At 72.7% G+C, this 18,496-nt stretch carries 10 protein-coding genes; 6 read left to right on the forward strand and 4 right to left on the reverse strand.

Annotated features, from left to right (window positions below; all coding sequences use genetic code 11):
- Positions 1-34: 34 nt before the first annotated feature.
- A complete protein-coding gene (gene moeZ / locus ACGF3J_RS06885) occupies positions 35-1,213 on the forward strand; it encodes an adenylyltransferase/sulfurtransferase MoeZ (protein ID WP_161331531.1) in 1,179 nt (392 codons plus the stop codon).
- 83 nt (positions 1,214-1,296) lie between these two features.
- On the opposite strand, the gene ACGF3J_RS06890 is transcribed toward moeZ, so the two are convergent.
- From ACGF3J_RS06890 to ACGF3J_RS06900, 3 genes are all read right to left on the reverse strand, one after another.
- Complete coding sequence (locus ACGF3J_RS06890; protein ID WP_161331532.1) at positions 1,297-2,838, reverse strand: alpha/beta hydrolase; 1,542 nt, start codon at positions 2,836-2,838, stop codon at positions 1,297-1,299.
- Positions 2,839-2,978: 140 nt separating this feature from the next.
- Positions 2,979-4,529, reverse strand: coding sequence for an alpha/beta hydrolase (locus ACGF3J_RS06895; RefSeq protein WP_161331533.1), 1,551 nt, complete (start codon positions 4,527-4,529; stop codon positions 2,979-2,981).
- Between the two features lie 101 nt (positions 4,530-4,630).
- Positions 4,631-7,444, reverse strand: coding sequence for a lysylphosphatidylglycerol synthase transmembrane domain-containing protein (locus ACGF3J_RS06900; protein ID WP_161331534.1), 2,814 nt, complete (start codon positions 7,442-7,444; stop codon positions 4,631-4,633).
- Positions 7,445-7,629: 185 nt separating this feature from the next.
- On the opposite strand from ACGF3J_RS06900, the gene ACGF3J_RS06905 reads away from it, so the two are divergent.
- From ACGF3J_RS06905 to nudC, 5 genes are all read left to right on the forward strand, one after another.
- Complete coding sequence (locus tag ACGF3J_RS06905; RefSeq protein WP_275942212.1) at positions 7,630-8,016, forward strand: MGMT family protein; 387 nt, start codon at positions 7,630-7,632, stop codon at positions 8,014-8,016.
- Between the two features lie 275 nt (positions 8,017-8,291).
- Positions 8,292-11,843: an ATP-dependent helicase gene (locus ACGF3J_RS06910; RefSeq protein ID WP_393853580.1), complete on the forward strand. Its 3,552-nt coding sequence runs from the start codon at positions 8,292-8,294 to the stop codon at positions 11,841-11,843.
- Positions 11,844-12,010: 167 nt separating this feature from the next.
- Complete coding sequence (locus ACGF3J_RS06915; RefSeq protein WP_393853581.1) at positions 12,011-15,583, forward strand: UvrD-helicase domain-containing protein; 3,573 nt, start codon at positions 12,011-12,013, stop codon at positions 15,581-15,583.
- 10 nt (positions 15,584-15,593) lie between these two features.
- Positions 15,594-17,006, forward strand: coding sequence for a dipeptidase (locus tag ACGF3J_RS06920; protein WP_161327918.1), 1,413 nt, complete (start codon positions 15,594-15,596; stop codon positions 17,004-17,006).
- Positions 17,007-17,088: 82 nt separating this feature from the next.
- Positions 17,089-18,033, forward strand: coding sequence for an NAD(+) diphosphatase (nudC, locus tag ACGF3J_RS06925; protein WP_161327919.1), 945 nt, complete (start codon positions 17,089-17,091; stop codon positions 18,031-18,033).
- Positions 18,034-18,231: 198 nt separating this feature from the next.
- On the opposite strand, the gene ACGF3J_RS06930 is transcribed toward nudC, so the two are convergent.
- Positions 18,232-18,489, reverse strand: a complete 258-nt coding sequence (locus tag ACGF3J_RS06930) for a mycoredoxin (RefSeq protein ID WP_161327920.1) — start codon at positions 18,487-18,489, stop codon at positions 18,232-18,234.
- Positions 18,490-18,496: the final 7 nt, after the last annotated feature.

The raw sequence follows: 18,496 nt of genomic DNA on the forward strand, positions 1-18,496 counted from the left end.
CAACCGTAATCACTGACCGACCAACGGAGTCCCCGTGTCGCTGCCACCCCTGGTCGAGCCGGCCGCCGAGCTCACCGTAGACGAGGTCCGCAGGTACTCCCGCCACCTGATCATCCCCGACGTGGGGATGGACGGGCAGAAGCGGCTGAAGAACGCCAAGGTGCTCGCCGTGGGCGCGGGCGGCCTCGGTTCGCCGACCCTGATGTACCTGGCGGCAGCCGGTGTCGGCACGCTCGGCATCGTCGAGTTCGACGAGGTCGACGAGTCCAACCTGCAGCGGCAGGTCATCCACAGCCAGGCCGACATCGGCCGCTCGAAGGCCGAGTCCGCCCGCGACACCATCAAGGGCATCAACCCGTACGTGGACGTGATCCTTCACGAGGAGCGGCTCGAGGCCGACAACGTGATGGACATCTTCCGCGAGTACGACCTGATCGTCGACGGTACGGACAACTTCGCGACCCGCTACCTGGTCAACGACGCCTGTGTGCTGCTGAACAAGCCCTACGTCTGGGGCTCGATCTACCGCTTCGACGGCCAGGCGTCCGTCTTCTGGTCCGAGCACGGCCCGTGCTACCGCTGCCTCTACCCGGAGCCCCCGCCCCCCGGCATGGTCCCCTCCTGCGCCGAGGGCGGCGTCCTGGGCGTGCTGTGCGCGTCCATCGGCTCCATCCAGACCAACGAGGCCATCAAGCTCCTCGCCGGCATCGGCGAGCCGCTGGTCGGCCGTCTGATGATCTACGACGCCCTGGAGATGCAGTACCGCCAGGTCAAGGTCCGCAAGGACCCCGACTGCGCGGTCTGCGGCGAGAATCCGACCGTCACCGAACTCATCGACTACGAGGCCTTCTGCGGCGTCGTGTCCGAGGAGGCCCAGGCGGCGGCCGCCGACTCCACGATCACTCCCAAGCAGCTCAAGGAGTGGATGGACGACGGCGAGAACATCGAGCTGATCGACGTCCGCGAGCCGAACGAGTTCGAGATCGTCTCCATCCCGGGCGCCAGGCTGATCCCGAAGAACGAGTTCCTCATGGGTTCCGCCCTGGAGAGCCTGCCGCAGGACAAGAAGATCGTCTTGAACTGCAAGACGGGTGTCCGCAGTGCGGAAGTCCTGGCAGTCCTGAAGTCCGCCGGCTTCTCGGACGCCGTGCACGTCGGCGGCGGCGTGATCGGCTGGGTCAACCAGATCGAGCCGGCGAAGCCGGTCTACTGACCGAAGCCGGTCCACCGGCCGGGCCTCTTCATGCGGACGGCGGGGGTTTCGCGCACCACGGGTGCCCGAAGCCCCCGCCGCCGTCATGAGCAGACCTTGCCGTCCTCGGGCACCGTCCCCTTCAGCAGGTAGGCGTCCACCGCGGAGTCGACGCAGTCGCTCCCGCTCCCGTACGCCCCGTGCCCCTCGCCCTTCCAGGTGAGCATCACACCGACGTCCTTGCCCAGTTCGTCCGCCATCCTGCGGGCGCCCTCGTAGGGCGTGGCCGGGTCGCCGGTGTTGCCGACCACCAGGATCGGGGCCGCGCCGGCCGCGCTCACCTCCGGGTTCTGGTGCTGTCCGGGAACGGGCCAGTCGTGACACCAGCCGGCCGTGTCCCAGCCCAGGAAGGCTCCGAAGACCGGAGAGACCTTCTCGAACCTCGGCAGCAGCGCCTTCGTCTCCTCCGCGGTCGGCCGCTGCTTGTCGTCCAGGCACGATATGACCCGTTGGGAGTGGGTCGTCGTGCCGTAGCGCCCCGAGTCGTCCCGTTCGTTGTAGCCGTCGGCGAGGGCGAGCAGCTCGGAGCCGTCGCCCTCCTCGGCCGCCGCCAGCGCGCTGGTCAGCGTCGGCCAACTGGCCTTGCTGTAGAGCGGCAGCACGATGCCGGTGAGCGCCAGCGTCTGCGTCAGCTTCCGTCCCGGCGACGACGTCGACAGGGGCTCCGCGTCCAGCCGCTCCAGCAGGGCGGCGATCTTCCGCGATCCCTCCCGTGGGTCCTGCCCGGTCGACTTCAGGTAGTCGTCCAGGGCCCGCTGGAAGCCCCTGGCCTGGTTCTCGGCGTGACCCATCGTGTCGGCGCCCGGGTCCACGACGGCGTCGAGGATCATGCGGCCCACCCGCTTCGGGAAAAGGTGGGCGTACACCCCGCCCAGTTCGGTGCCGTACGAGATGCCGAAGTAGTGCATCTTCTCGTCGCCCAGTACATGGCGCATCAGGTCCATGTCGCGGGCCGTGTCCGTGGTCGAGACGTGTGCCATCAGCTTGCCGGCGGCCTTCTGGCAGCCCTTGCCGAAGTCGGCCGCGTCCTTCAGATACGCCTGTTCCTCGGTGGCGGTGTCCGGCGTGGAGTCCACCGTCTCGGCCGCGTCGATCGCCTCGTCGCTGCGGCAGCGGACGCCCTCGCTGGCGGCCACCCCGCGTGGGTCCCAGCTCACCAGGTCGTACCGCTCGTGCAGCGAGGAGACGCTCTCGCCGTAGGACGGCATCATGGAGACGCCGGAGCCGCCGGGGCCGCCGAAGTTGAAGAGCAGGGAGCCGACGCGCTTCTCGCCCTTGGCCTCGGCCCGGATCAGCGCGAGGTCGATGGTCTCGCCGTCCGGGTCGGACCAGTCCAGCGGCGCCTTGAGTGCGGCGCACCGCCAGTCACCGCCCGGTGCGGGGGAATCGGCGGTGCCTTCGCAGCGGCCCCAGTGCAGCGACTGGGAGGCCAGCGCCTCGGGCACCCCGGACGGTGCCGCCGCCGAGGGCCCTGCGCTGCTCGTGCCCCCCTCCTCCCGGTCCTCGCCGGACGAGCCGCCGCTGCAGCCCGCCGTCAGCAGTGCGGCGGCGGCCGTCAGAGCCGTCCACCGTACGAGACGCGCCATGTCCTCTCCCCCCACGCAAGCCGTCCGCGCCGTGCGGCGGATGGCGGTCATGCCATGGTAGGCGGATCACGCAGCGCCCGCGGAAGCCTGTGGATAACGCTTTGACCTGGAGTTTTCCCAGTGCTGGGGCGATGTCGTGGTCAGGGGCAGACGGTGCCGGCCGCGGGTACCTTCCCGTCCAGCAGGTAGCCGTCCACCGCGTTCCGCACGCACTTGTCCTTGCTGTCGTAGGCACCGTGGCCCTGGCCCTTGTAGGTCAGTTCCACACCGACGTCCTCGCCCAGCGCCTCCGCCATCCTCCCGGCTCCCTCGTACGGCGTCGCCGGGTCACCGGTGTTGCCGATCACCAGGATCGGCGGCGCACCCGGAGCGCTGACGTCCGGATGGTCGGCGGCGCCGGCCACCGCCCAGTCGGTGCAGCTGAGCATGGACCAGGCGAGGAAGTCGCCGAACAGCGGCGAGGCCTTGCGGAATTCGGGCAGCTTGCCCTCCACGTAGGCGGTGTCGTACCGGGGTTTGTCGTCGGCGCAGTTGATGGCGACGTTGGCCGCGGTGATGTTGCTGTACTGGCCGTTCTCGTTGCGCCCGTTCAACGAGTCCGACAACACCATGAGGACCCGGCCGTCACCGTCGTAGGCCTGCTCCAGGCCCTCGGTGAGGTACTCCCAGAAGTCCTTCGAGTACAGCGCCTGTGCGATGCCGCCGGTCGCCGCGGTCTCGGTCAGTTCGCGGGGGAAGATGCCGGGGATCGGTTTGCGGTCCAGGTCCTTCAGCAGCCGGGCGATACGGGACTTGACGTCGTCGGCGGTGTCCCCGATCGGGCAGTCCTCGACCTTGGACACACAGTCCTCGGCGAAGTTGTCGAGCGCGAGCTGGAAGCCCTCGGCCTGTCCGAGCGAGCCCTGTTCCGGGGTCTGTGTGGGGTCGACGACCGCGTCGAAGACGGCCCGGCCCACCCGCTTCGGGAACAGGTGGGCGTAGACGCCGCCGAGTTCGGTGCCGTAGGAGATGCCGAAGTAGTACAGCTTGTCGTCGCCGAGGACCTGGCGCATCAGGTCCATGTCGCGGGCCGCGTCGGTGGTCGGCACATGTGGGAGGACCTTCTTCGAGTTCTTCTCGCAGGCCGCGTTGAACTTCTCGGTGTTGTCCACCAGTTCGGTGCGCTCGGCGGCGTCGTCGGGGGTGGCGTCCTGCTGGAAGTAGGTGTCCAGCTGCTTGTCGTCCAGGCACTCCACCGGGGCACTGCGGCCGACGCCGCGCGGGTCGAAGCTGACCAGGTCGTAGCGCGTGCGCAGCTTCGCGTAGTCCTGCCCGAAGGCGGGCAGTGTGGTCACGCCCGATCCGCCGGGGCCGCCGAAGTTGAAGATCAGCGAGCCGATCCGCCGGTCGGCCGCACCGCTCGACTCGGCCCGGATCAGCGCGAGGTCGATCGTGTCGCCCTCGGGGTCGTCGTAGTCGAGGGGCGCCTTCATGGTGGCGCACTGCCACTCGTCGCCGTCCGGCAGCGGGGAGGGGGCGGCGCCACCGCCCTCGGCCTCGGACGGTGCGGGGCACTCCTTCCAGCTGAGCTTCTGCTGCGAGAGGTTCTCGTCGTCCTCTTGCGAACCGCCGCCGCACCCTGCCAGCAGGGCGGACAGCGTGACGGCGGTGGCGGTCAGGGCGGCGGCGCGCAGCCGGGAGGGATTCGGCATGCGTCCATCGTGCGGTCGCGCCGGGCGGTGCGCTCGGGGCAGGGGCCGTACGAGGGACGGGCGGGTTGCCGCGCGGTCCGACGCGTGGTGCGACGCCTGGGTCAGAGCGCCTCTTTCCGCGTCAGGTGGTTGAACATCAGCCAGCCCGGCAGGACCGGCAGCCACAGCGTCAGCAGCCGGTAGAGCAGCACCGCGGGGGCGGCGACCTCCTTCGGGAGGCCGACGGCGATCAGGCCGACCGTCAGCGTCGCCTCGACCGCGCCCACACCGCCCGGCGTCGGCGCGGCGGACCCCAGGGCGTTGCCCGCGAGGAAGACGACCGCGACGCTCGCCAGGCTGATCGACGTCGAGTCGTCGCCGAAGGCCCGGATCGAGGCGTCCAGGCACATCACGAAGCAGGCGGTGAGCAGCAGCATGCCGCCGATCCCGGTGATCAGCTTCTGCGGACGCTGCAGCACGTCCAGCATGCGCGGTACGACCCCGGCGAAGAGCGACCGCACGCGCGTGACGACGAATTTGCGCAGGAACGGCACCGAGGTCACCACGAGCACGAGCACCGCCACGGTCAGCAGGCCCGCGATGACCGTCCGGGACGGGGACAGCGACGGCGTCTTCTCCGTGCCGGTCAGATAGCCGAAGGCCATCAGCATCAGGATGTGGCAGCCGAGCCCGAACAACTGGGAGGCCCCGACACTCGCCACCGCGAGCCCCGGGCGCACGCCCGCGCGCTGGAGGAAGCGGGTGTTCAGCGCCACGCCGCCGACCGCCGCCGGGGCGACGATCTTCACGAACGAGCCGGCGACCTGCGCGGCCACGGTCCGCAGGAACGGTACCCGCTCGGGTACGAAGCCCAGCAGGGCCATCGCCGCCGCGATGTAACTCGCCGCCGAGAACAGCACGGCCGCGGCCACCCAGCCCCACTGGGCGTTCGAGATCAGCGGACCGAACTCGATGTGGGTGAGCTGCGTCAGCAGGAAGTAGGCGCCGATCGCGCCGGCGATGAAGCTGATCAGCGTGCGCGGACGCACCCGTTCCAGCCGGGCGGGCTCGACCGGGGCCTGCGGCCTGATGCGCAGTACGGCGTGCCGGATCAGGGTGAGCAGGTCCTCCTCGCGAGCCTCCTCCAGCGCCTCTTCCACGGCCCGCTTCTCGGCCCGCTGTTCCGCACGCGCGGCCTTCTTGTCGCTCTTGTCGGACTTGTCAGCCTTCTCGGCCTTGCCGGTGTCTTCCGTCTTGGTGAGCTGGACACTCTTCTCGGGTGTGTCGCCCGCGTCCTCGCCGGCGGCCGCCTCGGCACGGGCCAGCTTGGCCTGCCGGGACGACTCCAGGACCGCCTCGCGCTCCCGCTCGGCGCGTTCCCGCGCGAGTCTGCGCAGTGTCGCGCGTGTGGAGCGGCTGAGCGCGATGGGCTGGAGCATCGGCAGGCAGTCCGCCACGGCGTCGGGACCCAGCACGCCCACCGCCGAGGCGACCGCGCGTTCGGCGCCCACCCGCAGGCCGAGCGTCACCAGGAGCTGCGAGATGTCCATGCGTAGCAGCAGGTCTCCGGCGGCGATCTCGCCGATCCGCAGGTCGGTGAGGATCACCGCGCCGGAACGATCCACCAGGATCGCGTCGCCCACCAGCCTGCGGTGTGCGATGCGCCGGGACTGCAACGCCTGGACCTGCTCCCACGTGCCGCGCAGCAGCTCGTCGGTGATCTCCTCGTCCGGCAGGGAGTCGAGGGTGCGTCCGCCGGTGTGCTCGTAGACGAGCATGACCGCGTCGGGACCCAGCTCGGACGTCGCGATCAGCTTGGGGGCGTTGGCGCCGGCACCGATCGCCGCGTAGGCGAGCAGCGCCTCCTGCTCGAGGGCCTGCCGCAGAGAGGGGAGGCTGCTGCGGGTGGCGAAGCCGCGCAGCGTCAGATTGCGCCAGGCGCGGTAGAAGAAGCCCTGCGCCTGCTGCTCCCGGTCCACCACCGTCACGTCGAGCGGATGCCCGTCCTCCAGCGTGACGAAGTAGCGGCGGCCGCGGTCGCCGGTCTCCACACTGTCCGCCGGTGCCTCCTCGCGCGCGGCGGTCACCGGGCGGAAACCGACGTGCCGCAGGCCCGCCATCAGCGTCCGACCGGTGGGCCGGACGTTGGGGGAGCCGACCGCGTACAGCGTGCCGTAGGCCACGGTCCAGCCGATGAGGACGGTCAGGATGATCGAGAACGGCGTGGTGTAGCCGGTGACGAGCATCGAGAACGCGTCGAGGAGCAGCACGATCCACAGCACCGCGCGCCAGCGGGGTCTGCGGGACATGCCGACCGCGGTCATGTACGCGATGACCGGGGCCAGATAGCCGTGCACGGGGTCGGTGAGCGCGTGGATGTCGCCCGGGGACGGCTGGGTGAGCGCCTCCTGGATGGATCCCGGGGCGGCCTTGGCGACCCACAGGTCCGTGGCCAGGGTCACCCCGTGGGCGAGGACCGCCGCCAGTACGCCGTCGGCGATCCGCAGCCCGTCCCGTTTGATCAGCCGTTCGATCGCGAAGGCGACCGGCACCAGGAGGATCGCGATGCTGGACGCCAGCCCCGCGATCTTGATGAGCAGGTCGGGAGCCTGCCCGGTGCCCTTGTTGATGTCCTGTTCGAGGCCGGAGGTGGTGCCGTGCGCGAAGGCGGCCACGGCGAGGAGCACGGCGACGGCGAGTACGCCCACCAGCAGCCGCATGAGGTCGGAGGGGCGGTGCACGCGCGCGGGGAGGAGCGGTTCGTCGCCCTCCACCTCGTCGATGTGGGCCACGTCGTCGGGATCGGCGGCCGTGGCCGACCTGCCCGCCGCCGCGCGCCGGGCGGGCTTCCCGCCGCTGTCGTCCGCGGTGTCCGGGCGCGACGAAGCGTCAGAGGTGCCCTCGGCGTCCTCGGGGTGCACACCCTGCTGCTTCATCGCCTCTTCTTGCTCTCGTATCACTGGTCACCGCCCGCACGATGGTGGCATGCCGCGCCGGTCTCGGCAGGCATCAGGGTGCCCGTGCGGGCCGCACAGTCTGCCCGAAGCGCCGCGTCCGGGCGAGGGAATCGCAGCCTCGGGAGCGCGTCGCGTTGTCGCAGGGGTGCGGCAGGATGGGGCGGATGAGCGAGCAGAGCCTTCCGGACGGCGCCCGCGCGGAGCACGCGGACGCGCTGCCCGAGTATGCCGAGCGGGTCCTCGACGTGACCGAACTGATCCCGCCGGGCCGCGTCATGACGTACGGGGACGTCGCCGAGTACCTGGAGGAGGGGGGACCCCGTCAAGTCGGCCGCGTGATGTCCCTCTACGGGGGAGGCGTCCCCTGGTGGCGTGTCGTCCGCGCTGACGGGGCGCTGCTCGCCGGGCACGAACTGGAGGCCCTCGACCGCTACCGGGACGAGGGCACGCCCCTGAAGGAGGCGAGCAGGGCCGCGGAGGGCCATCTGCCGCGCCTCGACCTGAAGCGGGCGCGGTGGGACGGCGGCGGACGTGCGCAGGGTCACACCTGACAGCTTCCGCCATGAGGCCGGTCGGCGTGTGACCTGTGATCCGGATGAGGGAAACGGGGCACAACGGACATGTCTGTGGCATGACGTACGTTCGTGGGGCGGGGGACACGCGCGTCGCGAGTGACCCGAGGGAGGAGAGGGAAGAAGAGGAAGCTCTGCTTCCACCTCGTCCGTCGGCGTAGCGTCGGCCGCACGCGTCCCCCTCATCCCGCGGTCACCGCCGTGCGCGCGGCGCGGACGGCCCACCAGTACACCCACCAGGACCGGCGAACCACGTGAGCTCCTCTTCCTCCACCGGACACCCGTCGCACCCCCAGGTGCGACGGGGGAGCCGCGGCGCTTACCGACTGGTGCGTACCCCTCCGGCGCGAAGGGACCCCCCTCATCTGGACGCCGCACAGCGTGCCGTGGTTGACCACGCCGCCGGGCCGCTGCTCGTCCTCGCGGGTCCGGGCACCGGCAAGACCACCACGCTCGTCGAGTCCGTGGCGGACCGGATCGCCAAGGGCGGCGACCCCGAGCGCATCCTGGTGCTGACCTTCAGCCGCAAGGCTGCCGTCGAACTGCGCGACCGCATGGCCCTGCGCATGGGCGCCGCCCGCGCCCCGCGGGCGACCACCTTTCACTCCTTCGGTTACGCCCTGGTCCGCGCCCACCAGGACAGCGACCTGTTCGTGGAGCCCCTGCGCCTGCTGTCCGGCCCGGAGCAGGACGTCACGGTGCGCGAGCTGCTCGCCGGGCAGGTCGACCTGGAGCGGCTCGGACTCGCCCACGTGCGCTGGCCCGACGAACTGCGCGCCTGCCTGACCACCCGCGGCTTCGCCGACGAGGTCCGCGCGGTGCTCGCCCGCAGCCGCGAACTCGGTCTCGGCCCCGAGGCGCTGGGAGACTTCGCCCGGCGCATCGGCCGCCCCGACTGGCGGGCAGCCGCCGTCTTCCTCGCCGAGTACCTCGACGTGCTCGATCTCCACGGCGTGCTCGACTACGCGGAACTCGTCCACCGCGCGGTGCTCCTCGCCCGCCGCCCCGAGGTCGCCGCACGCCTCGCGGGTCAGTACGACGCGGTCTACGTCGACGAGTACCAGGACACCGACCCGGCCCAGGTACGGCTGCTGCACGCCCTGGCCGGCGGGGGGCGCACCCTCGTCGCCTTCGGCGACCCCGACCAGTCGATCTACGCCTTCCGGGGTGCGGACGTGAACGGCATCCTGGACTTCCCGTCCGCCTTCCCGCGCGCGGACGGCCGTCCGGCGCCGGTCGAGGTACTGCGGACCTCGCGGCGCTCCGGGGCGGCCCTGCTGGCCGGTACCCGCCTGCTGACCCAGCGGATGCCGCTGACCCGCCTGCCCGCCGCCAAGGTGCGGGCCCACCGAGAGCTGACCCCGGTGCGGGACGGGGGGCGCGTCGAGGTGTACACGTACCCGACCTCCGGTACCGAACTGGACAACGTCGCCGACATCCTGCGCCGGGCCCACCTGGAGGACGGCGTCCCCTGGGGCGACATGGCCGTCCTGGTGCGCGCCGGCTCACGCACCATCCCCACGATGCGCCGGGCCCTCACCGCGGCCGGCGTCCCGCTGGACATCGACGGCGACGACCTTCCCCTGCGCCACGAGCCCGCAGTGGCCCCCCTGCTGACGGCACTGCGGGCGGTGGCTGAGGCGGAGGCGGGCCCGGGTGCGGGGGAGCCCCGGCACGCGGCCGGTGCCGGTGCCGGTGCGGACGGCGCCCGTGACGTGGGTGCGGGCGAGCCCGGTACCGGTACCGGTACCGGCACTGGTACCGCGGTGGACGCGGAGACTGCGGCGGCCCTGGAAGCTGGGCCGGACCCGCAAGCCGGGCCGGACCCGGAAGCCGGGCCGGGCCTGGAAGCCGGGTCGGACCCGGAAGCAGAGCCGGACCCGGGGACGGAGACAGGATCGGACGCCGAGGCGGCGACCCCCTGCTGGCTCCCCACCGAGACCGCCCTCACCCTCCTCACCTCCCCCCTCGCCGCCATGGACGCGGCCGACCTGCGCCGCCTGGGCCGCGCCCTGCGCGACGAGGAGCGGGCCGCCGGCAACGCGCTGCCCGCGCCCTCGGACGAACTGCTCGCGCGTGCGCTGGCCGAGCCCGAGCGGCTGGCGGTCCACGACCCCGCCTACGCGCGCGGGGCCCAGCGTCTGGGCGCGTTGCTCCGCCAGGCCCGCGCGCGCCTGGCGGACGGCGGCAGCGCCGAGGAGGCTCTGTGGGACCTCTGGAACGGCACCCCGTGGCCGACCCGCCTGGAACGCTCCGCCCGGCGTGGCGGCGCCGCCGGACGCAACGCCGGCCGCGATCTCGACGCCGTGTGCGCGCTGTTCGCGACGGCCGCCCGCGCGGAGGAGCGCACCGGTGGCCGGGGCGCCCTGAACTTCCTGGAGGAGATCGACGCCGAGGACATCGCCGCCGACACCCTCACCCGGCGTGCCGTACGCCCCGACGCCGTCCGCCTGATGACCGCGCACCGCTCGAAGGGGCTGGAGTGGCGGCTGGTCGTCGTCGCGGGCGTCCAGGAGGGGCTCTGGCCGGACCTCCGGCGCCGCGGCTCCCTGCTGGAGGCCGACCGGATCGGCCGCGACGGCCTCGCCGAACCGCTGACCCCCGGAGCCCTGCTCGCGGAGGAACGGCGCCTGTTCTACGTGGCCGCCACGCGCGCGCGTGAACGCCTCGTCGTGACCGCGGTGAAGGCACCGGCCGACGACGGCGACCAGCCCTCCCGGTTCCTGACCGAACTCGGCGTCGAACCCGCCGACGTCACGGGCCGCCCGCGCCGCCCTCTCGCCGTCGCGGCGCTCGTCGCCGAGCTGCGTGCCACCACCGTCGACCCCCGCGTCTCCGAACCCCTCAGGGAGGCCGCCGCCCGCCGCCTGGCCAGGCTGGCCGCCCTCGCCGACGAGGACGGCCGCCCACTGGTGCCGTCCGCCCACCCGTACCGCTGGTGGGGCATGTGGGACCCGACCGAGAGCAAGGTGCCGCTGCGCGACCGCGACCACCCCGTCACGCTCTCCGGCAGCGCTCTGGACCAGTTGGCCAACACGTGCGCCCTGCAGTGGTTCCTGGGCCGTGAGGTCAAGGCGGACGCGCCCGCGACGGCCGCCCAGGGCTTCGGCAACGTGGTGCACGTCCTGGCCGACGAGGTGGCCTCCGGGCGCACCCCGGCAGACCTCGCCGTCCTGATGGAACGCCTCGACTCCGTGTGGAACGCGCTCGCCTTCGACGCGCCGTGGAAGTCCGCGCAGGAGAAGGCCAACGCGCGCGTGGCGCTCGAACGGTTCCTGAAGTGGCACGTCATGGACCGCGCCGGGCGCACGCCGGTGGCCAGCGAGCACGACTTCGACGTGACCCTGGAGGCGGGCGAGTACGAGGTGCGCATCCGCGGCCAGATGGACCGCGTCGAGAGGGACGGCGACGGCCGCGCCTACGTCGTCGACTTCAAGACCGGCAAGCAGGCGCCCACCGCGGCCGAGGTGGCGCACCATCCGCAGCTCGCCGTCTACCAGCTCGCGGTCCGCGAGGGCGCCGTCGACGAGGCCTTCGACGGCGTACGCCCCGAACCCGGCGGAGCCGAACTCGTCCAGCTCCGTCAGGGCGCGGCCCGGCGGGACGGCGGCGAGACCCTGCCCAAGGTGCAGGCGCAGGAGTCGCAGGAGGGGGCGGAGGGCGAGTGGGTCGGCGACCTGCTGGCCACGGCCGCCGGCAAGGTCCTCGACGAACGCTTCACTCCTACCGCCGGCCAGCACTGCGCGCACTGCGCCTTCCGCGCGTCGTGCAGCGCGCGGCCCGAGGGACGGCACGTCGTGGAGTAGGCGGGGCCGGTGCGACCGACGGCGTGCCGAGCCCCGCCGCGACCGGTGTGACGAGCCGCACCACAGACCGGTGTGACGAGCCGCACCACAGGTGCTGACCAGCGCTTCCGCCGCCTCCTGGGGCCGTCGGGCACCGGCTGTCAGTGGCCGCCGCTAGCCTCTCTGACGTGCCTGCCCATCTCACCGATCCCGATCAGCTCAAGGAACTCCTCGGGATCCCCTTCACCCCGGAGCAGACGGCCTGCATCGTCGCGCCGCCCGCCCCGCAGGTGATCGTGGCCGGAGCCGGGTCGGGAAAGACCACGGTCATGGCGGCACGTGTGGTGTGGCTGGTCGGCACCGGCCAGGTCGCCCCGGAGCAGGTCCTCGGCCTCACCTTCACCAACAAGGCGGCCGGTGAACTCGCCGAGCGGGTCCGCAAGGCCCTGATCCGCGCGGGCGTCACCGACCCGAACGTGATCGACCCGGACCACCCGCCGGGCGAACCCGTTATCTCGACGTACCACGCCTTCGCGGGCCGTCTCCTGACCGACCACGGCCTGCGGCTCGGACTGGAGCCGACCTCCCGGCTCCTGGCCGACGCCACCCGCTACCAGCTCGCCGCGCGGGTACTGCGCGAGGCCCCCGGCCCCTACCCGGCCCTCACCCGTTCGTTTCCCGACCTGGTCGGCGACCTCCTCGACCTCGACTCCGAACTCGCCGAGCACCTCGTACGCCCCGAGGAACTGCTCACCTGGGACGCCGGACTCCTGGACGCCCTCCAGGGAGTCCGGCTCAGCAACGCCGAGCTGCGCAAGGTCCCCGAGGCCGCGGCCTCGCGACGCGAACTGGCCGGCCTGGTGATCCGCTACCGCGCCGCCAAACGCGAACGGGACCTGTTGGACTTCGGCGACCAGATCGCCCTCTCCGCGCGGCTCGCCGGGCTCCCGGAGGTCGGCCGCGTACTGCGCGACGAGTTCCGGGTCGTGCTGCTCGACGAGTACCAGGACACCTCGGTGGCCCAGCGCGTCCTCCTGGCGGGCCTGTTCGGCGGCGGCACCGGCCACCCGGTGACCGCCGTCGGCGACCCCTGCCAGGCGATCTACGGCTGGCGCGGCGCCTCCGTGGCCAACCTCGACGACTTCCCCGCCCACTTCGAGAACGCGGACGGCCGCCCCGCCACCCGGCAGGCGCTCAGCGAGAACCGCCGCAGCGGCGGCAGACTCCTCGACCTGGCCAACGGCCTCGCCGAGCCCCTGCGCGCCATGCACGCGGGCGTGGAAGCACTGCGCCCCGCGCCCGGCGCCGAACGCGACGGCATCGTCCGCTGCGCCCTGCTGCGCACTCACGCCGAGGAGATCGACTGGATCGCCGACTCCGTCGCCCACCTCGTGCACACCGGGCAGGCGCCCGGGGAGATCGCCGTCCTGTGCCGTACCGCGACCGACTTCGCCGAGATCCAGGGCGCGCTGGTGGCCCGCGACGTCCCCGTCGAGGTCGTGGGCCTCTCCGGGCTGCTGCACCTGCCCGAGGTGGCCGACCTGGTCGCCGTCTGCGAAGTACTCCAGGACCCGGGCGCCAACGCCTCCCTGGTGCGGCTGCTCACCGGCCCCCGCTGGCGCGTCGGCCCGCGCGACCTCGCCCTCCTCGGCCGCCGCGCACGGCGTCTGGTGAGCCACGCGCGCGTGGACGGCGACGACGACCCCGACCGGAGGCTCGCCGAGGCCGTCGAAGGAGTCGACCCCTCCGAGGTGATATCGCTCGCCGACGCGCTCGACACCTTCCTGGAGACCCCGCTGGACGGCACCGGGGACGACGACGGGCTGCCCTTCTCACCGGACGCGCGCGTACGGTTCGCCCGGCTCGCCACCGAGCTGCGGGAACTGCGCCGGGCCCTGTCCGACCCCCTCATGGACGTGCTGCACCGCGTCCTCGCCGTCACCGGCCTCGAGGTCGAGCTGTCGGCGTCCCCGCACGCCCTGGCCGCCCGCCGCCGCGAGACCCTGTCGAACTTCCTGGACGTCGCCGCCTCCTTCGCCGCGAGCGACGGCGAGGCCACCCTGCTCGCCTTCCTCGGTTTCCTGCGCACCGCCGCCCAGTACGAGAAGGGCCTCGACAACGCCCTGCCCGGCGGCGAGAACACCGTCAAGGTGCTCACCGCGCACCGCTCCAAGGGCCTGGAGTGGGACGTGGTCGCCGTACCCGGCCTGGTCACGGGCGTCTTCCCCAGTGGCCGGGGCCGCGAGAAGTGGACCGCCCAGGGCAAGGTGCTCCCGCACGGGCTGCGCGGCGACTCCGACACCCTGCCCGACGTCGAGTCCTGGGACTCGCGCGGTCTGAAGGCCTTCCACGAGGCCATGAAGGAGCACCAGCACACCGAGGAACTGCGGCTCGGCTACGTCACCTTCACCCGCCCCCGCTCCCTGCTGCTCGGCTCCGGCCACTGGTGGGGACCCAGCCAGAAGAAGCCCCGGGGGCCGTCCGACTTCCTCACGGCCCTGTACGAGCACTGCGCCGCCGGGCACGGCGAGATCGAGGCCTGGGCGGACGAACCCGCCGAGGACGAGGAGAACCCGGCCCTGCACCGGGCCGACGCCGACCAGGTCTGGCCGCTGCCCCTGGACGACGAGGCCCTCGCCCGGCGCCGGTCCGCCGCCGAGACCGTCCTCGCCCACCTGGACCGCCTCGCCACACAGGAGGACACCGCCCCGCACGACCCGGACACCTACGACGACCCCGACTGGCCGCCGCCCCCCGAGGACGACGAGCCGCCCCTGGAGGAAGCGGATCCCGCAGGGACCGAGAACCCGGCCGGCGACTGGGACTCCTGGACCACGGACCGCCCCACCGTCCCGCACCAGGCGACCGCGCCCGGACGGCCCGGCGGTCCCGGCCTGCCCCGACCCGCGTCCGGCGAGCACGCCCCCGTACAGGACACCCGCGAGCACGGCCCCGTACAGGACGCCCGCGAGCACGGCCCCGTACAGGACGCCCGCGAGCACGCCCCCGTACCGGACGCCCCCGCCCGCCTCACCCCGGAGGAGTCGCGCACCGTCGCCTCCTGGGACCGCGACCTCGACGCCCTCACCGGCGAACTGCTGCGCGCCCGCGAGAGCGTCACCGAGGTGCCCCTCCCGGCGTCCCTGACCGCCTCCCAGCTGCTGGACCTGGCGGCCGACCCGGACGGCTTCGCACAGGAGCTGGCCCGCCCCATGCCCCGCCCGCCCCGGCCCGCCGCCCGCCGCGGCACCCGTTTCCACGCGTGGGTCGAGGCACGCTTCGAACCGCTGACGCTGCCCCTGCTGGAACCCGGGGAGCTGCCCGGCGCCGACGCCGAGATCGCCGACGAGCAGGACCTGGAGTTCCTCAAGGTGGCCTTCGAGCGGACCGAGTACGCTCGCCGCACCCCCCACCGCGTCGAGGCGCCGTTCCAGCTCACGCTCGCCGGCCGGGTCGTGCGCGGCCGTATCGACGCCGTCTACAAGGAGGGCGACGGCACCACGGCGACGTACGAGATCGTCGACTGGAAGACGAGCCGATCCCGCACCGCGGACCCGCTCCAGCTCGCGCTCTACCGCCTTGCCTGGGCCGAGCAGCAGCACGTACCGCTGGAGTCGGTGACGGCCGCTTTCCTCTACGTGCGCACCGGGGAGGTAGTCCGGCCCGACCGGCTGCCGGACCGCGCCGCGCTGGAGAACCTGCTGCTGGCCGATCCGGTCGGTGACGAACCGCACGATCGGGGTGTCCGCGCGGGCCGATAGGCTCGTGAGTATGAGCCACCCCGTTGACAATGCTGTCAGCGCTGTCCGTACGTACATCGAGCAGCACCGTGCCGCCTTCCTCGACGATCTCGTCGCCTGGCTGCGCATCCCGTCGGTGTCCGCGCAGCCCGACCACGCGACCGATGTGCGCCGCAGCGCCGACTGGCTCGCCGCCAAGCTGAAGGAGACCGGCTTCGGGACCGCCGAGGTCTGGCCCACCCCGGGCGCCCCGGCCGTCTTCGCCGAGTGGACCTCCGAAGACCCCCAGGCACCGACGATCCTCGTCTACGGCCACCACGACGTGCAGCCCGCCGCCCGCGAGGACGGCTGGAGCAGCGACCCCTTCGAACCGGTCGTCCGCGAGAACCGCCTCTACGCGCGCGGGGCGGCGGACGACAAGGGGCAGGTGTTCTTCCACACACTCGGCGTCCGTGCCCACCTGGCCGCCACCGGTCGCACCACCCCCGCGGTGAACCTCAAGCTGCTCATCGAGGGCGAGGAGGAGTCCGGCTCCCCGCACTTCCGCGCCCTGGTCGAGGAGCGCGCCGACCGGCTCGCCGCCGACGCGGTGATCGTCTCCGACACCGGCATGTGGTCCGAGGACACCCCCACGGTGTGCACCGGCATGCGCGGCCTCGCGGAATGCGAGATCCGGCTGCACGGACCCGACCAGGACATCCACTCGGGCTCCTTCGGCGGCGCGGTCCCCAACCCCGCCACCGCGATCGCCCGCCTGGTGGCGGCCCTGCACGACGAGCACGCGCGCGTGACGATCCCCGGCTTCTACGACGGCGTGATCGAACTCAGCGACGAGGAGCGCGACCTCTTCGCCGAGCTGCCCTTCGACGAGCAGCGGTGGCTGGACACGGCCAAGTCGTACGCCGCCCACGGCGAGGCCGGCCACACCACACTGGAACGTGTCTGGGCCCGCCCCACCGCTGAGGTCAACGGCCTCGGCGGCGGCTACCAGGGCCCTGGCAGCAAGACGATCATCCCGTCGTCCGCCATGGTGAAGCTCTCCTTCCGGCTGGTCGCGGGCCAGGAGCCGGAGCACGTGGAGAAAGCCGTCCGCGCGTGGATCGCCGAACAGGTGCCCGCCGGGATCCGCTGCGAGATCGACTTCGCCCCGGCCACCCGCCCGTGCCTGACGCCGCTCGGCCACCCGGCGCTGCGGTCGGTGGCCCGCGCGATGGGCCTGGCCTTCGGGAAACCGGTCCGCTACACGCGGGAGGGCGGCTCCGGACCCGCCGCCGACCTCCAGGAGGTGCTCGGCACCCCGGTGCTGTTCCTCGGTATCTCCGTCCCGTCCGACGGCTGGCACGCACCCGACGAGAAGGTGGAGTTGGATCTGCTGCTCAAGGGCGTGGAGACCGCCGCCCACCTGTGGAGCGACCTGGGGGAGCACTGGCGCCACGCACCCTGAGCGCCCCGCCGCCCCGCCGCCCCACGACCCGCCGAACCCGCCTGCCGAACCGAACCGCTCACCGGGGGAGTTGGAAGCACCCGTGACAACCTGGACCGACCGCACCGCCGACCGTCCCATCTCGCTCACCGCGCCGAGCGGCATCGACCGCGCCGCCCACCACCGTCTCGACGAGGCCTGGCTCGCGGCGGCGTGGAGCCACCCCTCGACGCGCTGCTTCGTGGTCTCCGGCGGCCAGGCCCTCATCGACGAGACGCCCGACGGGCGCACCGAGCTCGTCATGACCCCCTCCTTCGAGGCCCCGCTCACCGAGGCGCACCGCTACTTCCTGGGCACCGACGAGGACGGGGTCAGCTACTTCGCCCTCCAGAAGGACTCCCTGCCCGGCCGCATGGACCAGTCGGCGCGCCCGGCGGGCCTGCGGGAGGCGGGCCTGCTTCTGGCCCCCCGTGAGGCGGGCCTGATGGTCCACGCGGTCGCCCTGGAGAACTGGCAGCGCCTGCACCGGTTCTGCTCCCGGTGCGGCGAGCGCACGGTCATCGCCGCGGCCGGCCACATCCGCCGCTGCCCCGCCTGCGGCGCCGAGCACTACCCGCGCACCGACCCCGCCGTGATCATGGCCGTCACGGACGACGACGACCGCATACTGCTCGGTCGCCAGGTCCACTGGCCCGAGGGCCGTTTCTCCACGCTCGCCGGCTTCGTGGAGCCCGGCGAGTCCATCGAGCAGTCGGTGCGCCGCGAGGTCCAGGAGGAGGTCGGGGTCACCGTCGGCCCCGTCGAATACGTCGCCAGCCAGCCCTGGCCCTTCCCGTCCAGCCTGATGCTCGGCTTCATGGCCCGCGCCACGTCGACCGACATCGAGGTCGACGGCGACGAGATCCACGAGGCGCGCTGGTTCTCCCGCGACGAACTGGGCGCCGCCTTCGAGTCGGGCGAGGTGCTCCCGCCCTACGGCATCTCGATCGCGGCCCGCCTCATCGAGCTCTGGTACGGCAGGCCACTGCCGACGCGCGCGGCGTTCTGAGGTCGGTCGGCGGCCCGGTTCGGCCGCGCGCACGCCGCTTCGATCGGGCCGCTGACCGTACTGCCGACAGCACGGCGGTCGGCGCGTCCGGGGCCAACGCGTGCGGTTGCCGGCTGCTGCGTCCGGCCGGCCCGGCGCACGAAGCACCGCAGCCCCCGACCGGCACGAGGCCGGTTCGGGGGCTGCGTCTCGCGGAGGTCAGGCGCCCAGCGCCTGCTTCACCTGGGCGAGGCTCGGGTTCGTCATGACGACCTCGGTGCCACCGTTGGTGGGAATCACCTGAACCGTGGGGACCGTCTGGTTTCCGCCATTGGCCTTCTCCACGAAGGCCGCGGAGTCCGGGTCGTGCTCGATGTTGATCTCGTTGTACGCGATGCCCTCGCGGTCCAGCTGGCTCTTCAGCCGGCGGCAGTAGCCGCACCACGTGGTGCTGTACATCGTCACAGTGCCCGGCATGTCTCTC

This window comes from Streptomyces sp. NPDC048171 (genome assembly GCF_043202655.1).
GTDB lineage: Bacteria > Actinomycetota > Actinomycetes > Streptomycetales > Streptomycetaceae > Streptomyces.